Annotated in this window: 22 protein-coding genes; 12 read left to right on the plus strand and 10 right to left on the minus strand. The window is 69.6% G+C overall.

Translation table 11 applies throughout. The annotated features are described in order from the left end of the window. Nucleotides 1-31: 31 nt before the first annotated feature. Together KBY65_RS07295 and KBY65_RS07300 are read right to left on the minus strand one after the other, a co-directional pair. Entirely contained in the window at nucleotides 32-433 is a 402-nt protein-coding gene (locus KBY65_RS07295) for a type II toxin-antitoxin system VapC family toxin (RefSeq protein ID WP_094560815.1), read from the minus strand. Then, nucleotides 430-660 carry a type II toxin-antitoxin system Phd/YefM family antitoxin gene (locus tag KBY65_RS07300; protein ID WP_198953873.1) on the minus strand — a complete coding sequence of 77 codons (231 nt, stop codon included), beginning with the start codon at nucleotides 658-660 and terminating at the stop codon, nucleotides 430-432. The genes KBY65_RS07295 and KBY65_RS07300 overlap by 4 nt, the downstream gene beginning before the upstream one ends. 112 nt (nucleotides 661-772) lie before the next feature. Between KBY65_RS07300 and grxC the strand changes: the two genes are divergently transcribed. Then, nucleotides 773-1,033 (plus strand): glutaredoxin 3, encoded by a 261-nt coding sequence (grxC, locus tag KBY65_RS07305; RefSeq protein ID WP_094560811.1) that lies wholly within the window; start codon nucleotides 773-775, stop codon nucleotides 1,031-1,033. A 3-nt stretch (nucleotides 1,034-1,036) separates the two neighbouring features. After that, complete coding sequence (gene gshB, locus KBY65_RS07310) at nucleotides 1,037-1,999, plus strand: glutathione synthase (RefSeq protein WP_255001047.1); 963 nt, start codon at nucleotides 1,037-1,039, stop codon at nucleotides 1,997-1,999. Here gshB and KBY65_RS07315 read toward each other — a convergent pair. After that, nucleotides 1,969-3,402 (minus strand): isochorismate synthase MenF, encoded by a 1,434-nt coding sequence (locus tag KBY65_RS07315; RefSeq protein ID WP_094560807.1) that lies wholly within the window; start codon nucleotides 3,400-3,402, stop codon nucleotides 1,969-1,971. The genes gshB and KBY65_RS07315 overlap by 31 nt on opposite strands. A 158-nt stretch (nucleotides 3,403-3,560) precedes the next feature. On the opposite strand from KBY65_RS07315, the gene menA reads away from it, so the two are divergent. Genes menA through KBY65_RS07340 form a run of 5 tightly spaced genes read left to right on the plus strand, consistent with a single transcriptional unit; the run spans nucleotide 3,561 to nucleotide 7,046 of the window. Beyond that, nucleotides 3,561-4,436 (plus strand): 2-carboxy-1,4-naphthoquinone phytyltransferase, encoded by an 876-nt coding sequence (gene menA / locus KBY65_RS07320; RefSeq protein WP_409996635.1) that lies wholly within the window; start codon nucleotides 3,561-3,563, stop codon nucleotides 4,434-4,436. Next, on the plus strand, nucleotides 4,424-5,395 hold the full coding sequence (menC, locus tag KBY65_RS07325; RefSeq protein WP_255001048.1) for an o-succinylbenzoate synthase: 972 nt from the start codon (nucleotides 4,424-4,426) through the stop codon (nucleotides 5,393-5,395). Before menA ends, menC begins: the two co-directional genes overlap by 13 nt. Continuing rightward, the gene (locus KBY65_RS07330; protein WP_255001049.1) at nucleotides 5,392-6,627 is read left to right on the plus strand and encodes an AMP-binding protein; all 1,236 of its coding nucleotides are present in this window, start codon (nucleotides 5,392-5,394) and stop codon (nucleotides 6,625-6,627) included. The genes menC and KBY65_RS07330 overlap by 4 nt, the downstream gene beginning before the upstream one ends. Next, nucleotides 6,611-6,877, plus strand: a complete 267-nt coding sequence (locus KBY65_RS07335) for a TM2 domain-containing protein (RefSeq protein ID WP_255001050.1) — start codon at nucleotides 6,611-6,613, stop codon at nucleotides 6,875-6,877. The genes KBY65_RS07330 and KBY65_RS07335 overlap by 17 nt, the downstream gene beginning before the upstream one ends. Before the next feature lie 31 nt (nucleotides 6,878-6,908). Beyond that, the gene (locus KBY65_RS07340; RefSeq protein WP_255001051.1) at nucleotides 6,909-7,046 is read left to right on the plus strand and encodes a hypothetical protein; all 138 of its coding nucleotides are present in this window, start codon (nucleotides 6,909-6,911) and stop codon (nucleotides 7,044-7,046) included. On the opposite strand, the gene KBY65_RS07345 is transcribed toward KBY65_RS07340, so the two are convergent. Together KBY65_RS07345 and KBY65_RS07350 are read right to left on the minus strand one after the other, a co-directional pair. Continuing rightward, entirely contained in the window at nucleotides 7,043-7,498 is a 456-nt protein-coding gene (locus tag KBY65_RS07345) for an acyl-CoA thioesterase (protein WP_094560799.1), read from the minus strand. The genes KBY65_RS07340 and KBY65_RS07345 overlap by 4 nt on opposite strands. Further along, nucleotides 7,488-8,672 carry an NAD(P)H-quinone oxidoreductase subunit H gene (locus tag KBY65_RS07350; protein ID WP_254988106.1) on the minus strand — a complete coding sequence of 395 codons (1,185 nt, stop codon included), beginning with the start codon at nucleotides 8,670-8,672 and terminating at the stop codon, nucleotides 7,488-7,490. The genes KBY65_RS07345 and KBY65_RS07350 overlap by 11 nt, the downstream gene beginning before the upstream one ends. Before the next feature lie 70 nt (nucleotides 8,673-8,742). Between KBY65_RS07350 and rsmH the strand changes: the two genes are divergently transcribed. After that, nucleotides 8,743-9,615 carry a 16S rRNA (cytosine(1402)-N(4))-methyltransferase RsmH gene (gene rsmH, locus KBY65_RS07355; protein WP_233128619.1) on the plus strand — a complete coding sequence of 291 codons (873 nt, stop codon included), beginning with the start codon at nucleotides 8,743-8,745 and terminating at the stop codon, nucleotides 9,613-9,615. On the opposite strand, the gene KBY65_RS07360 is transcribed toward rsmH, so the two are convergent. Both KBY65_RS07360 and KBY65_RS07365 read right to left on the minus strand, forming a co-directional pair. Then, nucleotides 9,608-10,375 carry a hypothetical protein gene (locus tag KBY65_RS07360; protein WP_094560793.1) on the minus strand — a complete coding sequence of 256 codons (768 nt, stop codon included), beginning with the start codon at nucleotides 10,373-10,375 and terminating at the stop codon, nucleotides 9,608-9,610. The two genes, rsmH and KBY65_RS07360, sit on opposite strands and share 8 nt — an antisense overlap. 84 nt (nucleotides 10,376-10,459) lie before the next feature. Then, nucleotides 10,460-11,593, minus strand: coding sequence for a cysteine desulfurase family protein (locus KBY65_RS07365; RefSeq protein ID WP_255001052.1), 1,134 nt, complete (start codon nucleotides 11,591-11,593; stop codon nucleotides 10,460-10,462). Between the two features lie 20 nt (nucleotides 11,594-11,613). Here KBY65_RS07365 and KBY65_RS07370 point away from each other — a divergent pair, with 20 nt between their 5' ends. Genes KBY65_RS07370 through KBY65_RS07385 form a run of 4 tightly spaced genes read left to right on the plus strand, consistent with a single transcriptional unit; the run spans nucleotide 11,614 to nucleotide 14,583 of the window. Further along, entirely contained in the window at nucleotides 11,614-12,114 is a 501-nt protein-coding gene (locus KBY65_RS07370) for a hypothetical protein (RefSeq protein ID WP_094560789.1), read from the plus strand. Nucleotides 12,115-12,134: 20 nt separating this feature from the next. Next, nucleotides 12,135-12,878 carry a response regulator transcription factor gene (locus KBY65_RS07375; protein WP_094560787.1) on the plus strand — a complete coding sequence of 248 codons (744 nt, stop codon included), beginning with the start codon at nucleotides 12,135-12,137 and terminating at the stop codon, nucleotides 12,876-12,878. A 6-nt stretch (nucleotides 12,879-12,884) separates the two neighbouring features. After that, a complete protein-coding gene (locus KBY65_RS07380; protein ID WP_261357830.1) occupies nucleotides 12,885-13,901 on the plus strand; it encodes a pseudouridine synthase in 1,017 nt (338 codons plus the stop codon). Continuing rightward, on the plus strand, nucleotides 13,894-14,583 hold the full coding sequence (locus KBY65_RS07385; protein WP_255001054.1) for an alpha-ketoglutarate-dependent dioxygenase AlkB family protein: 690 nt from the start codon (nucleotides 13,894-13,896) through the stop codon (nucleotides 14,581-14,583). Before KBY65_RS07380 ends, KBY65_RS07385 begins: the two co-directional genes overlap by 8 nt. On the opposite strand, the gene bchM is transcribed toward KBY65_RS07385, so the two are convergent. The 3 genes from bchM to KBY65_RS07400 all read right to left on the minus strand — a co-directional run bounded on the left by bchM (nucleotide 14,584) and on the right by KBY65_RS07400 (nucleotide 17,611). Next, the gene (bchM, locus tag KBY65_RS07390; protein WP_255001055.1) at nucleotides 14,584-15,288 is read right to left on the minus strand and encodes a magnesium protoporphyrin IX methyltransferase; all 705 of its coding nucleotides are present in this window, start codon (nucleotides 15,286-15,288) and stop codon (nucleotides 14,584-14,586) included. A gap of 53 nt (nucleotides 15,289-15,341) precedes the next feature. Continuing rightward, nucleotides 15,342-16,292: a hypothetical protein gene (locus tag KBY65_RS07395; RefSeq protein ID WP_255001056.1), complete on the minus strand. Its 951-nt coding sequence runs from the start codon at nucleotides 16,290-16,292 to the stop codon at nucleotides 15,342-15,344. Between the two features lie 152 nt (nucleotides 16,293-16,444). Further along, complete coding sequence (locus KBY65_RS07400; RefSeq protein WP_255001058.1) at nucleotides 16,445-17,611, minus strand: N-acetylglucosamine-6-phosphate deacetylase; 1,167 nt, start codon at nucleotides 17,609-17,611, stop codon at nucleotides 16,445-16,447. Nucleotides 17,612-17,627: the final 16 nt, after the last annotated feature.

Consider the following 17,627-nt stretch of genomic DNA (forward strand, 5'->3'; position numbering starts at 1 on the left):
TGCTGATGGTCTGACCGTATCAGTGGCGCCATCAGTGGCGCCCGTCCAATCGCTCCAGGGAGCCTGCCCAGTTGAGAATGGCTTGATCCGCTGTGAGCAGGGTGGCGCGGTGCCAGATCGCCGTGGCCGCAATGAAGCGGTCCGCAGGATCGGCATGGAAGGCGTCCAGCTCCACGGCTTGCAGGGCGACGCCGCCCTCGAGGGGCAGTTCGAGCAGGCCGGCTTCCAGCCAATCGGCGCGCCAGCGCGCGGGCGGCAGGCCGAGCTGGATGCGCCCTCGGCGTTCCAGCATGGCGGCCTCCCAGAAGCTGATGGCACTGACGGCCACTTGACCGTGCTCCCAGGCTTCGCGGATGGCCTGTCTGGCTTGGCTACCGAGCTGGGCGTCATCACGGTCCAGCCACAGCAGCACGTGGGTGTCCAGCAGGATCACTGCAGAACATCCCAGGGCTCATCCAGGGGCGCCATCACGTCACCGTCGAGGCGGGTGGAGAGGTGCAGGCCAAAAGGATCGGTGCGGCGACCACCTCGGCAGGGATGCAGCTCCGCTACGGGCTGCCCGTTCTTGGTGATGACCAGGGTTTCGCCACTGCGGGCGACATCGTCCATCAGACCAAGGCAGCGGGCCTTGAACTGGCTGGCGCTGATCTGCCGGACCATGGCGCTGCTCCCGTGATAGCTGGAGGTCGTGATGACCATGGTACTGACCATGGTTGCTCAGTAACCTCACTCGGGTCACTTCTAGGATCAGTGCACCTGCACAGAGGCCCCGATGGCGGCAACGGTTGAGATCTACACCTGGCGGTTTTGTCCCTTTTGCATTCGTGCCAAGGCCCTGCTCGATCGCAAGGGTGTGGCCTACACCGAGCACGTGATCGATGGCGATGAGGCGGCCCGCGCGGCGATGGCCGCCAAGAGCGGGGGGCGGCGCAGCGTGCCCCAAGCGTTCATCAACGGCCAGCACGTGGGCGGTTGCGACGATCTGCATGCCCTCGAGCGCTCCGGCCAGCTCGACGCCCTGCTGGCGAGCTGAGCGGTGGCTTCCCAACTGTTCGTGATCGATCCGATTGCGCGGCTCAACCCTGCCAAGGATTCCAGCGTCGCCCTGATGCAGGCGGCCCTCCGGGCTGGCGAGCAGGTGTGGGTGTGCAACCTGGCGGATCTGTCGGCGGCCGATGCGCCTGGAGGCCATGGCGCCTGGGTGGTGGCCCAGCCTCTGGAATCCCGGCCCGAAGGCCAGCCCCAGGCCGGCGAACCCTGGTATCGCCTGGGGAAGGCGCAGCGCCTCCCCCTCACGGCCTTTCCGCGCGTGTGGATGCGCAAGGACCCGCCCGTGGATGAGGCCTACCTCTATGCCACCCATCTGCTGGAGCTGGGTGAGCGCCAGGGGGTGCGGGTGCTGAACAGCCCGGCGGGGCTGCGAGCCTGGAACGAGAAGCTCAGTTCCCTGCGCTGGAGCCACCTGATGGCGCCCACCCTGGTGGCCAGCCGGGTGGAAACGCTGGCTGCCTTCACGGCCGAGCACGGCGAGGTGGTGCTCAAGCCTCTGGGCGGGCGGGCCGGTCAGGGGGTGGTGTTTGCCTCCGCCAGCACCCCAGGCCTGCGGGCGCTGCTGGAGCTGGTGACAGGCCAGGAGCAGCTGCCGGTGATGGTGCAGTCCTTCCTGGCTGGAGTGAGCGCTGGCGACAAGCGGATCCTGTTGGTGGATGGGGAGCCGCTGGGGGCGGTCAACCGGGTGCCGAGCGGCGGCGAATTTCGCAGCAACCTGGCCGTGGGCGGCCAGCCCGAGGCCACCGAGCTCACCGATCAGGAGCGCCACATCTGCGCCGAACTGGCGCCGGCCCTGAAGGCCGAAGGCCTGTTCTTTGTGGGCATCGATGTGATCGATGGCCGGCTCAGTGAGATCAACGTGACCAGCCCCACCGGTGTGCGGGAGGTGGAGCGGTTGGGGGGGATTCCCCTGGCAGATCAGGTGATCGAGCGGCTGCTGCGCAGCTGAGCTGGCAGGTTGAGCTGCTGCTGCAGCACACCCAGCTTGAGGGCCACCTCCTGCAGCTCCCGCTCCACCGTGGAGCCCCGCACCAGCCCCGCCCCTGCGGTGAGTTCGAGCCGATCGCCCCGCAGGGTGCCGCTGCGGATGGCCACCCGCAGGTCGGCGTCGCCGGCGCTGTCGATCCAGCCGATCGGTGCGGCGTAGTGGCCCCGCTCAAACGGCTCCAGGCTGCGCAGCCAGGCCATGGCTTCGCGCCGCGGTAGCCCGGCGACGGCGGGGGTGGGATGGAGGGCCGCGGCGATGGCGAGGGGTTGCTGCGGGCCCAGGGCCGCCGTGATCGGGGTGTGCAGGTGCACCAGCTGGCCGTGGCGCGCCAGGCGCGGGTGGCGTGGCCGGCGGGGGCGGAGGCCCACTTGCGCCAGCACGGCGGTGATGGTGTCCACCACCAGCTCGTGTTCGTGGCGATCCTTGTCGGAGTGCAGCAGGGCCGCGGCCTGATCGCCTGCTGGGGCCGTGCCTGCCAGGGCATCGCAGCGCAGCTGACCCTGCCGCACCGTGAGCAGCCGCTCCGGTGAGGCCCCGATCAGGGCGGCTCCCTGACACCGCTGCCAGAGGAAGCGGCAGCTGCCGCTCTGGTGGCGCCGCAGGGGGCTCAGCAGCTCCAGGGGGTCGGGAGTGGCGTCAAGGCGCAGCTCCTGGCGCACGGCCAGCACCACTTTTTCCAGTTCGCCCCGATCCACCCGGGCCAGGGCCTCCGCCACGGCGGAGCGGTAGCGCTCCTGCCAGCTGGAGCTCCAGCGCAGGCCCACCCGGTTGGCTTGTGCACGATCGGCTGGGATGGGATCCACCACCAGCCGCTCCAGGCGGCGAGCCTGCTCCCAGAGCTCTTCGGCCAGCTGCCGCGGCGTCACCTCGCCGCCGATGGCACGCTGCAGACGCAGCCAGCAATGCTGGCCCTGGCGGCTGAGTTGCCAGCGCGGCAGCACGGCCTGCACTCCCGGCACCCCACCCGGTTCGCTCTGCAGGGGCGCATCGAAGAAGGCGAAGGCCAGCAGCACCCGCGGCCTGGCCAGGGGCGGCCCTTGGGAAGCGGTGGCCAGGCGGCTGAGGCTGGCACTGGCAAAGCGTTGGGCCAGCTCGAAGCGTCGGGGCCCGCTCAGCTCCAGGCTGTTGGTGCGGCCGGCGGCGGCGATGCAGAGCCCGGGAGCGCCATCCCAGAGAAAGCGGAAGCCGTCGCCACCGGTGGGTTCGAGGTGGGGCAGCAGCAGCATCGGGTCGCCGCCGGCCAGGGGCAGCGCCAGGCTGAGCACGCCGTCCTCCTCCAGCTGGCGTGCCTGTTCGTTGGCGAGGGCCAGCAGCTGGGTGAACGAATCACCCGAGGAATCGGTGAAGGAAGGGGAGGCCTGCACCAGAAGGGGCCGTTGCCGCGACGAAGAGCTGCTCAAATGTATGGGTCCTGCAGCGGCTGCCGCCTGCGGCCCCCATCCCTGTGTCCAAGGTCGTCGCAAGCCGTTACGCCAGCCACCCGGATCGACGCCTGCTTTGGAAGGCGGCGATCAAATGGCCCATGTATGCCGTGGCGGTGATGCCGGTGCTGCTGGCCGCCGGCTGGCGCTTTGGCCGGGGAGAGCCGGTGCGCGTCGAGCAGCTGCTGCTGTTCCTGCTGGCGGCAGTGCTGCTACTGGTCTGGGAAAACCTGGCCAACGATGTGTTTGATGCCGACACCGGCGTCGACACCCACGGCAAACCCCATTCGGTGGTGAATCTCACCGGGCGGCGGGATCGGGTGGCCCTGCTGGCCAACGGCTGCCTGCTGCTGGGCCTGGCCCTGATGGCCCTGGTGGCCTGGCGCAGCACGCCGGCGGTGCTGGCCCTGGTGCTGGCCTGCTGCGGGCTTGGGTATGTGTATCAGGGGCCGCCCTTTCGCCTGGGCTACCGCGGCCTCGGGGAGCCCCTCTGCTGGATCGCCTTCGGTCCGCTGGCCACCGCCGCCGCCCTGCTCGCTTTGGCGCCGTCTGGCGCTGCCAGCACCCTGGCCATTCCCTGGGGCACGGCCCTGCTGTTGGGCAGCGGTCCCGCCCTGGCCACCACCCTGGTGCTGTTCTGCTCTCATTTCCACCAGGTGGAGGAGGACGATGCCAACGGCAAGCGCTCGCCCGTGGTGCACCTGGGCACGGGCCTTGCGGCGGCACTGGTGCCCTGGTTTGTGGCCGGTGCCCTGGCCTTGCAATGGGCGCCGGTGCTGGTGGGCCAGTGGCCCCTCACGGCCCTGCTGGGGGTGGTGGGTCTGCCGCCGGCCCGGGATCTGATTCGCCTGCTGCAGCAGCAGCATCGCCACCCGGAGCGCATCGCCGGCAGCAAGTTTCTTGCCCTGCGCTTCCAGGCGCTCAATGGGTTGGGGTTGGCCTTGGGTCTGGCCCTGGGGCGCTGGTGGCCGGCTTGATCCGCCTGCAGTGGCGGCCCTTTGGCTTTGCCCTGCCCCAGCCCCTGGCCACGGCGGCGGGCACGGTGCACCAGCGGCGCGGCTGGCTGCTGCGGCTGCAGGGGGAGCAGGGGAGCGCAGGCTGGGGCGAGGCGGCCCCATTGGATGGGCAGCTGGAGCCGGTGGCCGCGGTGATCGAGGCCCTCGGATCCAGCCATCCCCGCGACGGCCTGGAGGCAGCGCTGACGGCCGGCGATCTGCCAGCGGCCCTTGCCTTCGCCCTGGGAGCAGCCCTGGCGGAGCTCGATGGACTGCCGCAGCGCCGCTGGCTGGCGGCGCCGGCATCGGCCCAGCTGCTGCCGGCCGGGCCGGCGGTGTTGGAGGCCCTCGATCGCGGCGCCCCGGCGACCGTGTTCAAGTGGAAGGTGGCCGTGTTTGCTGATCCCCTCGAGCGGGAGCTGCTGGAGCAGCTGCTTCAGCGGCTGCCGGCAGCGGCGCGGTTGCGCCTCGATGCCAATGGCGGCTGGGACCGGCCCACCGCGGCCGCTTGGGCCGAGCGGCTGTCCCGCGAGCCGCGGCTGCAGTGGCTGGAGCAGCCCCTCGATCCCGCCGACCAGGCCGGTCTGGCGGCCCTGGCCGATCGCCTGCCGGTGGCCCTCGATGAATCGCTGCAATGCCAGCCAGCCCTGCGCCAGAGCTGGCCCGGCTGGCAGGTGCGCCGGCCCAGCCAGGAGGGAGATCCTCGGAAGCTGCTGGCGGCCCTGGAGCGGGGTGCCCCGCGGCTGATGCTGAGCACCGCCTTTGAAACCGGCATCGGTCGGCGCTGGCTCGACCATCTGGCGGCCCTGCAGGCCGAGGGCCCCACGCCCGTGGCGCCGGGTCTGGCGCCGGGCTGGCAGGCGCCGGGGGGCCTCGCCAGTGCCGATCCTGAAACGGTGTGGGCCGCCGCAGGGCCGTCTGCTGGAGTGGAGGCTCGATGAGATTCGAGCAGCTGCAGCAGGCTTGGGCGGCCGGCCAGATCGTGGCGCTGGCGGGCCCTGCTCCGCGCGATCAGGAGGCGCTGGCCGCGGCGATCGGGCCCCAGGGGCTGGATCCCTTGCAGCGGCAGTGGGGCCCTGGAGTGGTGCTGGGCAGCGGCGGCAGTAGCGGCGGGAGGCGCTGGTGCCTCCAACCCCTGGCTCACCTGCAAGCCTCCGCCACGGCCACGGGCTCGTGGCTGGAGCAGCAGGGGCTGAACCCGGCGGCTTGCCTGCATCTCAACCCCCTGCCGCTGCACCATGTCAGCGGCCTGCTGCCCTGGCTGCGGGCGCAGCAGTGGGGCGCTGCCCACCGGCACCTGCAGCCGGCCTGGCTGCGCGATCCGGCCCTGTTGGCGGCCGCTGCGCCCGTGGATCCGACTCGCCCCGCCCTGCTGTCGTTGGTGCCCACCCAGCTGCAGCGCTTGATGGCGGCTCCAGAGGGTGTGGCCTGGCTGCAGCAGTTGGGGCTGATCTGGGTGGGCGGGGCGCCGCTGCCTCCCCAGCTCGCAGTGCGGGCGCGTCAGGCGGGGCTGCGGCTTGCCCCTTGCTATGGCGCCACGGAAACGGCTGCCATGGTGTGTGCCCTCCCCCCCAAGCGCTTTCTGGCGGCTGCAGCCGGTTGCGGTGCGCCCCTGGTGGATGTGGAGCTGCGATTGGGCCCGGATGGGGCCGTGGGGGTGCGCAGCGGGCGGCTCAGCCCGGGTTGGCTGGCGAACGGCCAGTTGCAACCCCTGCCCCGCTCCGCCGACGGGTGGTGGCGCAGCGGTGATGCCGGCCGCCTGGGGCCGGCGGGCCTGGTCGTGGTGGGGCGTCTCGATAGCGCCATCCACAGCGGTGGTGAAACCGTCTTTCCTGAGCCTTTGGAGGCCCAGCTGCTGGCGCTGGCCCAGGCGGCCGGTCTGCCCGTGCAGGCGCTGCTGCTGCTGCCTATGCATGATCCCGAGTGGGGCCAGCGCCTGGTGGCCTTGGTGCGGGCTGAGGGGATGCAGCCCTGGCCGGATCTACAGCGCCAGCTGCAGCAGCTGTGTGAGCCCTGGGCGCCGGCCGAGCGCCCGACGCGTTGGCTGTGCTGCCCCGAGCTGGCCCCCACCGCGCTGGGCAAATGGCAACGCAGCCGTTGGCGGGATTGGATGGATGAGCTAGAAGCAAATCAGAAGTCCCGACCCACATCGGCCGATGTCGACCCTCTCTGACACCGAAATCAGCAACAAGAAGCTGGCGGCGGGACTCACCGGCATCTTCCTGGGTGCCTTTGGTGTGCACAAGTTTGTGCTGGGCTACAACAAGCCGGCCATCATCATGTTGGTGGTGTCGCTGTTGACCTGCGGAGTGGGTTATTTCGTTTTTCAGGTGATTGGCATTATTGAGGGGATCATTTATCTCGCCAAATCAAACGACGAATTTCGAGTTGAGTATCTCGATGCTGAGAAAGACTGGTTCTGAGTCGTCGGCCCAACGGCTGACGCTCGTTGTTTTGTTGGCCCTTGCCGGGGCTATCAGCTTTGTTGCGGCCGGCAGCATTCCCCACGATGGCCTGCATCCGATGGCCCTCATGGCAGCCCTGTTGCCGCTCCAGCTGGCGGCGCTGCTCTACGTGTTCCGCCGGCCCTAAAGCGGCTGAATGCCCTGTCCCAGGCTCGAGGCCTCCAGCCAGCGGTTGATGGGTTCGGGCAAAGGGCAGCGCTGACGACTGCCGGCGCTGATGGCCAGATGCCGGGTCAGCCCCAGCGCCACGCTGCGATCACCGCTCTGGAAGCTGTAGCGCACTTCAAAGGCCCCGGGATCGAGGCGCTGAGGCTCCAGTTGGATGGCCAGGGGATCGCCGCAGGCCAGAGGGGCGAGGAAGTCGGCGCTGCAATGCACGATGGGCAGGGCTACGGCGGGCGTGTGCCCCGGCCGCGGGAAGACATCGGCGGCCGCAAGACCGAACCGTTCCAGGCTCTCTTCGTAGGCCTCGTGGCACCAGCGCAGCAGCTGCTGGAAGTGCATCACCCCAGCGGCATCGGTGTCGCCAAAGCGCACCGTGCGGCAGAGCAGCAACCAGGCGCTTGAATCAGCGATCAACCGACCCCATGATCACGTCGATGGAGCCGAGGATGGCCATGATGTCGGCCACCTTGGCCCCCTTGAGGATGTGGGGCAGGATCTGCAGATTGTTGAAGTCGGCGGCGCGAATCTTGAAGCGCCAGGGGGTGACATCGTTGTTGCCCTGGATGTACACGCCGATCTCGCCCTTGCCGGATTCCAGGCGGGTGTAGAGCTCACCCTCGGGGATCTTGAAGGTGGGGGCCACTTTCTTGGCCACATACTGCAGATCGAAGGCCGAGGAAGGCCCCCCCTTGCCTTCGGCCATCCGTTGGGCTTCCAGGTTTTCGGTGGGGCCGCCCGGGATCATCTGGCAGGCCTGGCGCACGATCTTGAGGGATTCGCGCATCTCCTGAACGCGCACCCGGTAGCGGGCGAAGCAGTCGCCCTCTTTCTCCCAGGCCACGGCCCAGTCGAAGTCGTCGTAGCACTCGTAGTGGTCCACCTTGCGCAGGTCCCAGGGCACGCCGGAGGCGCGCAACATCGGGCCCGAAAGACTCCAGTTGATCGCCATCTCGCGGCTGATCACGCCCAGTCCCTCGATCCGGCGGCGGAAGATCGGGTTGTTGGTGATCAGCTTCTCGTATTCGTCAATCTTGGGGCCGAACCAATCGCAGAAGTCGAGGCACTTCTCCAGCCAGCCGTAGGGCAGATCCGCCGCCACGCCACCGATGCGGAAGTAGTTGTTGTTGATCAGCCGCTGGCCGGTGGCCGCTTCCCACAGGTCGTAGATCATCTCCCGCTCGCGGAAGATGTAGAAGAACGGCGTCTGGGCGCCCACATCCGCCAGGAAGGGGCCAAGCCAGAGCAGGTGGTTGGCGATGCGGTTGAGCTCCAGCATCAGCACGCGGATGTAGCTGGCGCGCTTCGGCACCGGCACATCGGCCAGCCGCTCGGGGGCGTTGACCACGATCGCTTCGTAGAACATGCCGGCCGCATAGTCCATGCGGCTCACATAGGGCACGAACATCACGTTCGTGCGGTTTTCGGCGATCTTCTCCAGGCCGCGGTGGAGGTAGCCGATCACCGGCTCGCAGTCCACCACGTCCTCGCCGTCGAGGGTCACCACCAGCCGCAACACCCCGTGCATCGAGGGGTGGTGGGGGCCGAAGTTGACCACCATCGGCTCCGTGCGCGTCTCCAGCTGCGTCATGGGGCCGTGGCCTAAGAGGTCGAATGCCGGGATCTTAGGAAGGAAGCGCCCGCCGTTCCCGGCTTCCCGCTTGTTCGATTCCCCTGGGGCCTTCGCCCACGTGCCCGTGCTGGCCGAGCCGCTGCTGGCGGCGCTGCCGGGTGGCGGCGGCACGCTGATCGACTGCACCCTCGGCGGCGGCGGCCACAGTGCGTTGCTGCTGCAGGCCCATCCCGGCTTGCGCGTGGTGGGGCTGGACCAGGATCCAAGCGCCCGTGCCGCCGCCGCCGAGCGCCTCGCCCCGTTTGGCGATCGCGCCACGATCGTGGCCACCAACTTCGCCGATTACGTGCCAGCTGAGCTGGCTGTGGCGGTGCTGGCCGACCTGGGGGTGAGCAGTCCGCAGCTGGATGTGGCGGCGCGGGGCTTCAGCTTCCGGCTGGCCGGCCCGCTCGACATGCGCATGAATCCCACGGCCGGTGAGACCGCTGGTGAGCTGATCGATCGGCTCGACGAGACGGCGCTGGCCGATCTGATCTACGCCTACGGCGAGGAGCGGCTCTCGCGCCGCATCGCTCGGCGCGTCAAAGAGCAGGGCCCGTGGGCCCCGCGGGATACCGCTGAGCTGGCCTATCTGGTGGCCGGCTGTTACCCACCCCAGGCCCGCCGGGGCCGCATTCATCCCGCCACGCGCACGTTTCAGGCCCTGCGCATTGCCGTGAACGACGAGCTGGGTGTGTTGGACAAGTTGTTGCACAGCGCCCCGGACTGGTTGGTGCCTGGGGGGCTTTTGGCGATCATCAGCTTTCACTCCCTTGAAGACCGTCGGGTGAAGACGGCCTTTCTGGCCGATGAGCGGCTGGAGCGGGTCACGCGCAAGGCGATTCAGGCCAGCCCTGAGGAAGCGGAGGCCAACCCCCGCAGCCGCAGCGCCCGCTTGCGGATTGCGCGGCGGCTCAGCTGAGCAGGCCGGTGCGGTCTTCGGCGCCGAACAGCTGGCGGTAGGCGGCGGTGGAGATGCACAGCACCACCGGCACCACCACCAGCAGGCCGCCGTAGCTGAACAGGCCGCCGATGGCGTGGATCACACCTTCGACAATGCCCAGCCACAGCACCATCCACCAGCTGGGGTTCACCACGTTCACGCCTGATCCAAGCGTGTTGGTGGCCTTGGAGGTGCCCAGCAGCGACACCTGGATCAGGAACTTCTGGGTGACCAGCAGCCACACATAAAAGATCGCCACCACGATCATCGGGATGACGGAGAGGGCTTCATTGAGCTTGCCAAGGCCAGCACCGATCAGGGCAGCGATGGCGCCGGCTACGGCCACCACAATCGCCAGCAGAACTGCCGAGCCCAGCAGCCGGGCGCTGGCGGGACGGTCCCAGCGGGTGAAGTCGGCGAAGCAGGGCTTGCGGCCCTCCAGGCTCAGCCAGGCACCACGGGTGAGGCCCACCACGGTCCACAGGGCCACGATCACGTAGCCGATCACGCCCGCGATCAGCGCGATCCAGCCACCCACGGGGTGCACGACCATCAGCTCCTCCACCTTGGCCAGGCGGGCGGCACCGACGGCGGTCAGGGCGGCAAAGGGCAGCAGGATCAGGCCCGCCAGGGCCTGAAACAGCAGGAAGGCCCAGGGAGCCCGGCAGAAGGCGCCCCACCCGTCTTCAACGGCTTGGAGAATGTGCAGGCGGCTGTTGTCGGAGGGGGTGAGGGCCATGACCAAGGGCAGATGGCCCGGACGGTAGCGATGGACACACAAGGGCGCATCCGCTTTGTGAAGCTTTGATGGAAGTAGCGCTCCTCAGCGCAGCTCCCGCACTGCCGCTGCCACCGCGTCGATTGCCAGGGTGATGTCGGTCGCGCTGGTTTCCCGGCCCAATCCGAAGCGAATCGAGGCGGCGGCCTGGGCGCGACTGCGGCCCAAGGCCGCCAGCACATGCGAGGGCGACCCCTGGCTGCAGGCCGAGCCGCTGCTCACGGCGATCCGCCCGCGCAGCAGCCGGTGCAGCCGCTGGCCGTCGACGCCCTGCACCGTCACGTTGAGGTTGTGGGGAAGCCGGGGCGTCAGGCCTCCGTTGAGCTCGATGCCCCCGAGGGCCTGCAGGCCCTCCCAGAGCTGGTCCCGCAGGGCCCCGAGCCGCCCGGCCCGCTCCTCCCGGTCGGCCTCCGCCTGCGTCAGCGCCTCCCCCAGTCCCACGATCAGGGGCACCGGCAGGGTGCCGGCCCGGCGCCCGTCCTGTTGACCGCCGCCGTGCAGTTGGGGTGCCAGCCGCAACCCCGGCCTCACCAGCAGGGCCCCCACGCCCTTGGGGCCGTAGAGCTTGTGGCCGCTCAGGCTCAGCAGGTCGATGCCCAGGGCGTCCATGGCCAGGGGGATGTGGCCGGCGGCCTGGGCGGCGTCCACATGCAGCAGCACCCCCCGCTGGCGGCACAACTCGCCGATGGCGGCTAGGGGCTGAAGCACGCCGATCTCGTTGTTGGCGGCCATCACGCTGAGCAGCAGCACGTCGTCGCCAAGGGCGGCTTCGAGCTGGGCGAGATCCACCAGGCCATCGGGGCCCACCGGCAGCAGCTGCACCGGAAAGCCATGGCGTCCCAGATAGGCCAGCGGATCCAGCACGGCCCGGTGCTCGCTCACCAGGCTCAGCAGCCGCCGGCGGGGATGGCCCTGCTCCAGAGCCGCCTCGCACACCCCCTTGAGGGCCAGGTTGTTGGCTTCGGTGGCACCGCTGGTGAAGATCACCGCCTCCGGGGCGGCGCCCAGGGCGCGGGCCAGCTGGCCGCGGGCCCTCTCCACGGCGGCAGCGGCCTCCAGGGCCGGGCGGTAGAGCCGGCTGTCGGGGTTGGCGCAGTGCTCGCTCCACCAGGGCGCCATCGCCGCCACCACCGCCGGATCGCAGGGCGTGGTGGCGTGGTGGTCGAGGTAGGCGAGCATGGAGGTGCTTCTAGAGCTCCATGGTGCCAACCAGAACCCTCACCCTGGTGGCCCTGGCCGCTTTGCTGGCATCGCCTGCCTGGGCGGAGGGCGGTGGGGTGCGGCCTCAGGACGCCCGGCCGCCGGGGCTGATCCTGCTGCAGGAGCGCCCCGGCCTGGGCGGCATGCAGGCGGTCGGCATCTACAATGTCGTGGCCGATCCCAGCAGCCCCGGCCTGTGGCGCATCAAGTTTTGGGACGAGCAGCCCAAGGATGTGAAGGTGCGCAGCGAAACGGTCCGCTGCAGCCCGGCCGCACCGATGCGGGTCACCAGCAATGGGGCCTACCTCTTCCTGCGCGAACTCAACCCCGGCGGCCCAATCACCCCGGCCAACCGCATCGACCACCTGGTGTGGTGGGCCACCTGCTTCCCCGAGCAGGCGGGCAAGGATCCGGCCGGCCTGGCGGCTCTGGCGCTCCAGCTGGGCTACAGCGGCATGCTTCGGGAATCCGAGCAGGTGTTGCCTGGACGGCCCCGCTGAGCGCCTGCAGACTTGCGGCCATGAACCTTGAATCCGATCCCACCCAGGCCACCGCGGCTCCGGAAACCCCGGCCACGCCCGTGCGCCTGCTGCTGGTCGACGACGAGCCCGGCCTGCGCACCGCCGTGAAGGCCTATCTGGAAGATGTGGGCTTCGCGGTCACCACCGCCAACGACGGCGAGGAGGGCTGGACGGTGGCCCAGGAGCTGCTGCCCGATGTGATCCTAAGCGACGTGATGATGCCGCGCTGCGACGGCTACGGCCTGCTCAAGAAGCTGCGGGCCGATGAGCGCCTGGGGGGCACGCCGGTGATCTTCCTCACCGCCAAGGGCATGACCGCCGATCGCATCGCTGGCTTCCAGGCCGGCTGCGACGACTACATCCCCAAGCCCTTCGATCCCGACGAGCTGGTGGCCCGGGTTCACAACGTGGTGAACCGTCAGCAGCGTCTGCTGGCCGAGGCCGCCCGCTTCGCCGACGCCGACATCGGCCAGCTCTCCAAGCAGATCACCGAGATCCGCTCGTTGCTCGCCACCGGTGGCACCAAGAAGCCGGCCACCACTTCGGAGCATGTGTTCACGCCGCGGGAGGCCAGCGTGCTGCAGCTGGTGGCCGAGGGAATGATGAACAAGGAGATCGCCCGGCGCCTGGAAACCTCGATCCGAAATGTCGAGAAGTACGTCAGCCGCCTGTTCATCAAAACCGGCACGGCCAGCCGCACCGAGCTGGTGCGCTACGCCCTCGAGCACGGTCTTGTGGACTGAACCGTCTTGTGGATTGAGCTGCCAGCGGCGTTCAACCGGGGCCACGCCTACCGCGATCGCGTGACTCCCCGCGACGGGGGCCAGTTGTTGAGCGCGTTTTACGCAGCCCGCTACCCCCATTCCAGTGCGGCGGTGTGGCGACAACGGCTCGCCGCCGGCGAGATCTGCAGGAACAACCAACAGCTCCAGGCCGATGTCGCCCTCGCAGCCGGGGATGGGCTGATCTGGCATCGGCCCCCCTGGCAGGAAGCCGCCGTGCCGGTGTTGCCCGGCCCCTTGTTCGACGACGGCGACCTGCTGGTGTTCGACAAACCCAGTGGCCTGCCGGTGCTGCCGGCCGGTGGCTTTCTGGAGCACACCCTGCTGGCCCAGCTGCAGGCCCGCTGGCCTGACGCTCGGCCCGTGCACCGTCTGGGACGCTTCACCTCGGGGCTGCTGATCTGCGCCCGCCGCAGCGCCACCCGCGCCTGGCTTAGCGCCCAGCTGCGGGAGAGCACGGCACAACAACAGCGCCTTCAAAAAAGCTCCACAACTGTGACCACATTGGTGAGCCCCTGCCGCAAGACCTACCGGGCCCTGCTGCAGCCACCCGCCCCCGGCTCGCCTCTGCTGGCGCTGGAGCCCGGCGAGCTGCTCAGCCTCACCACCCCGATCGGTCGCTGTGCCCATGGGAGCCTGGGCACCATCTGGGCTGCCGCCCCTGCCGCCCCTGCGGATCCCGCCGCACTGCCGGCCTTGAGCGTGCTGCGCCTGCTGGAGCGGCGCGAGCGGGCCTGGTCGGTGGAGGTCACGATCGCCACCGGCCGCCCCCACCAGATCCGCATCCACACCGCCGCCGCCGGGGCCCCGCTGCTGGGCGATCCGCTCTATGGCCCTGGCGGTGGCGCCCAGGCGGGGGCCCTGCCGGGGGATGGGAGCTACCACCTGCATGCCCATCGGCTGCAGTTGGCCTGCCCCGATGGCGGCCTGCTCGAGTTGGAGGCGCCATTGCCCGAGGCCCTGCGCGGTGCCGCCGATGGTTGAGTTTTTGCATTCGGGGCTTGTTGAACAGACTGTTGAACGCCCTGGTCTGCACCTGCGCCACTGGCCGGCCTGGCTGCCGCCGGCCCGGGCGGCCGAGCTCCTGGCGGCGCTGCAGGCCGAGGTGCCGTGGAAGCAGGAGGCGATCACGCTCTATGGCCGCCGTCACCTGCTGCCGCGGCTCACCTGCTGGATGGCTGATCCGGGCTGCGGCTACCGCTACAGCGGCCTGGCCAATGCGATCGAGAGCTGGTGCCCGGCCGCCGCTGAGCTGCGCCAGGCCCTGCAGGAGCTCACCGGCTGGCGCTTCAACTCCCTGCTGCTCAACCGCTACCGCGACGGCCGCGATGCCATGGGCTGGCATGCCGACGACGAACCCGAGCTCGATCCCGCTGCGCCGATCGCCTCGCTCAGCTTCGGGGCCCCCCGCGACTTCCGCCTGCGGCCCCGGCCCAGCCCCCGCCGGCCGCCTGGTGCTCCGCTGCCCGAGGGGTATGGCGAGGAGGGCATCAGGCAAGGCGACCCCTGCGCGCCGTTCAACATCGCGTTGCACAACGGCGATCTGCTGTTGATGGAACCCCCCACCCAGTTGTGGTGGCAGCACGCCCTGCCCAAGCGCCTGCGGTTGGAGCAGGAGCGTCTCAATCTCACCTTTCGGGTGGTGCGCTCAGGCGCGCAGGTCTGATCAGGCCCGTTCGAAGGCGATCAGGCGGGAGAAATAGAAGGGCGCCTTGTTGAGGCTGCGGCGCACGGGCCGGAAGCCGGCCTCGGCGGCGGCGGCCACGATGCCCGCCTCGCGCAGGGTGTAGGCCCGGGTGGTTTTGCTGGGGCCCGGGAACAGCTGGCCGATGCCCTTGAGCAGCGCCAGCAGCGGCGTGTAGGGGGCAAAGCTCACGATCAGGTGCTGCTCCGCCATGCCAGCCAGATGGCGCACCATCTCCTCGGCCGGGGCCTGCGGGTAGTGGATGAACACATCCAGGCAGATCACCGTGTCGTAGCGGCCGCTGAGGCTCTCCAGATCGGAGGCCAGGAAGTGGATGCGGCCCGGGGCGATGCCGGCTTGGACGCCGCGACGCTCGGCTTCCTGCACCATGGCGGCCGAGAGGTCGGAGGCGGCGATCGATCCTGCCCCCAGCTGGGCCAGGGGCAGGGTCAGGCTGCCCACGCCACAGCCGGCGTCGCAGAAGCTGCGCTCGCCCAGGTTGCCCTGCTCCTGCAGCCAGGCCAGCACGTTGTCCACCGTTTTCTGGTGGCCGATGCGGATGTTGCGCTGCACCCGGTTGACGTCCTCGGACTCGCTGTAGATGCGGTTCCAGCGGTCGAAACCGGTGGTTTCGAAATAGCCCTTCACCTCGGCTTTTTCGGCTGCTGTTTTGGCTGCGGTATGCATCGAGCGGGGCAATGGGCCTCTGGATGGGCCGGATCCTAGGGAGCTACCCCTTCTCAGAGCACCTGGAGTTCACGCCGCACGTCTGCCAAGGGGCGTTCGATCCAGGGCCAGAAGTCCCAATGGAAATCGCGGATCGGCCCGGTTGTAGCGCCGCCGCGCTGCAGGGCCTGCGCGAAGGTAGGGGCATCGAGCTGATCTTTCAGTTTTGGTGCAACGCTTCCCGCCAGGGGATCGGCGATGCCCATCTGGAACTGCAACAGTGCTGGCAGGCCAATCAGCAGGGCGTGGTCCGGGAACAAGCCCATCGTGAAGCCCAGCACCTGCAGTTCGCCGTTGGGATTGGTGGCGTACCCGCCGATCACATGGTGCAGGTCGTGGATGGCCACATAGGCGTAAGGAAGGCCCCTGCGACTCCCGGGGTAAGGGAAGTTGTTGTCGATGTAGTAAGCGTGCAGGCCTGCCCCCAAGCTGCCGGCTGGTGCCGCATTCAGGGCGGCGTAGCGGCTTTCGTGTTCCCGATCGATGCCCACGCCCAGCATTGGCAGGATGAAGCGGGCATAGCCCTGCACCACGCCATCGTTGTTGAGCGCATGGAAGGTGCGGCGGTACATGTCGCCGAAGCTCTTGAGCACGTGCCCGCGGCACACCTCCTCCAGATCGGCCATCGTTTCGGGCTCCACCTGGAGCTCGACGGCGATGCGCATCAGGAGCTGCACCTTGGCCTGATCGAGCCGAGGCTCCAGGAAGGCCAGCAGCGTGAGCAGTTGCATCACCTCCTGCCGCTGGCGGCGGCTGAGCACCAGCCCCGATAACCCCACTGGGGTGGTGGCGGCTGGATCTTTGGGCCAGGGTTGGCCCAACAAGGAGGGGAACAGCGTCGCCAGCAGTTCGCGCTCCCGCTCCGTTGGGCGCTCTTTCCCCTCGGCGCTGATCAGGGCCTCACAGGTTTGGGCAACGGCCCGCACCGCAGCGGGTGGCAGGGAAGCCAGATCGTGAAACGCCATGGTGCCCGGTTGGTCGTCGGCTGTCCTGTCCTATCCACGCTTTGCTCGTACTGCAACACCCCTCGAGCTGGCCTGCATGGCCGCCACCTCCGTCAGGCCAGCGCCATCGAGGCATCGCTGATGCCATGAATCCGTAGGAAGGACTGCAGCGCCTAGATGGAGGCGGCCACGGCCCGCTGCCACACCAGACCCTCAGCCCCCGCATGCCAGCGCAGGGCCTCGACCAGGGGCGTGCCCAGCAGCAGCTGGGGCAGGCTGCGGTCATCCCCCAGCACCCGGCGCGGCAGCACGGTGGCCGCGGCGATGGCGCGGCCGGGTTCGCCGGTCCACTGCGCCAGACGCCGCACCCCCTCCAGCAGCGGCAGGGTGACCCCGGCCAGGGTGCCGTCCTGCAGCCGGCAACTGCCGTCCTGCACGATCAGCAGCCGCTCATCCCAGCGGTGCTGTCCCTCCCCCAGACCGTAGGGGGCCAGGGCATCGCTCACCAGCACCACCTGCTCCGGGGCCAGCCGCTGCAGCAGCACCGCCATGGTGGGGGTCACGTGCACCCCATCGGCGATCAGGCCGATCGCCACGTCGCCCCGCAGGGCGGCCGCCGCCACCGGCCCCGGTGCCCGGTGGTGCATGCCGGGCATGGCATTGAAGGCGTGGGTGAGCATCGTCACCCCGCGCGCAAAGGCCTCTTCGGCCTGGGTTTCGCTGGCGGCGCTGTGGCCCAGGCTCACCACGATGCCTCGCTCGGCCGTGGCGGCGATCACCGCTTCGGCTCCGTCGAGCTCCGGGGCGAGGGTCACCAGATCGATGTCGTCCTCGAAGCCGTCGATGCGCTCCAGCAGCGCCGCCAGGCTCGGGGCGGCCAGGTGCTGGGCGGGATGGGCGCCGCGCCGCGTTGGCTCCAGGAAGGGGCCTTCCAGATGGGCCCCCAGCAGCTGGCAGCGGCCCGGGCGATGCCGCGCGCGTGCTTCGGCCAGCACGGTGAGGGCCTGGCGCAGCGGCGCCACGCCGCAGGTCACCAGGGTGGGACAGATCGCTTCGACGCCATCGCGCCAGAGCAGCTCCAGCAGCTGCTCCAGCTGAGGTAGATCGGTGGCGGTGAGTTCCGGGAAGGCCAGCCCCAGGCCGCCGTTGATCTGCAGGTCCACCCCGGCCGGGCTGAGCCAGTCGCCGCCCCAGTCGTCACCGGTGGCCCGGCTGCCATCCGGCAGGGGTTCCACCAGGGCGATCAGGTTGTCGTCGTCGAGGCCGATGCGCCAGCGCTGCTCGGCGCCGTGGCTGCAGCGCCGAGCCTGGGGCAGGCGAACGTTGCTGAGCCAGTGCATGGGCAGAGGAGCGCAG

Origin of the sequence: Cyanobium sp. Alchichica 3B3-8F6 (assembly GCF_024346435.1) — a bacterium.
Classification (GTDB): Bacteria; Cyanobacteriota; Cyanobacteriia; order PCC-6307; family Cyanobiaceae; genus Cyanobium_A.